The sequence below is a fragment of the Nocardioides sp. CPCC 206348 genome (assembly GCF_048654705.1).
GTDB lineage: Bacteria > Actinomycetota > Actinomycetes > Propionibacteriales > Nocardioidaceae > Nocardioides.
Window position 1 is genome coordinate 77,802 of sequence record NZ_JBMCZA010000216.1, and the last position, 447, is coordinate 78,248.

1 protein-coding gene is annotated in these 447 nt (G+C 70.7%); it reads right to left on the reverse strand.

Annotated elements, in window-relative coordinates:
* On the reverse strand, positions 1–447 hold a 447-nt coding region (locus ACOADB_RS23720), incomplete at both ends, for an SDR family NAD(P)-dependent oxidoreductase (protein WP_378604554.1).

Here is a 447-nt window from a genome sequence, read left to right on the forward strand (position 1 = left end):
CGCGAGCTGGTTGGCGTCACCGAACCCGCCGATCGGCACCGGGAAGGCCTTGATCCGCCTCGCCTCGGCCGGCGTCGCCAGTTGCTGCTCGAGCAGCGGGGTCATGATCGCCCCCGGTGCGAGGGCGTTGAGCCGGATGCCGGCGCCAGCCCAGTCGGGGGTGACCGCCTGGCGTCGTACCCAGTGGCTGACGGCGACCTTGCTGGCGGCATAGGCGAACGTGGGCGCTGCCTTGCCAAGCAGTCGCAGGCGCTGCACGGCCCGATCGACATCGCCTTCGAGGAGTGCCCGTACGACGCGTTTGGGCACCATCGGGACGGTCGTCGTCGCGTTGCTGGCGAAGACCACGACCTTGGCGCGCTCGGCGCGTGCCAGCGACGGCTGCCAGGCCTCCAGCAGTTCGATGACGCCGAGCACGTTGACCTCGGCGATCATGCGTGGCCGGTC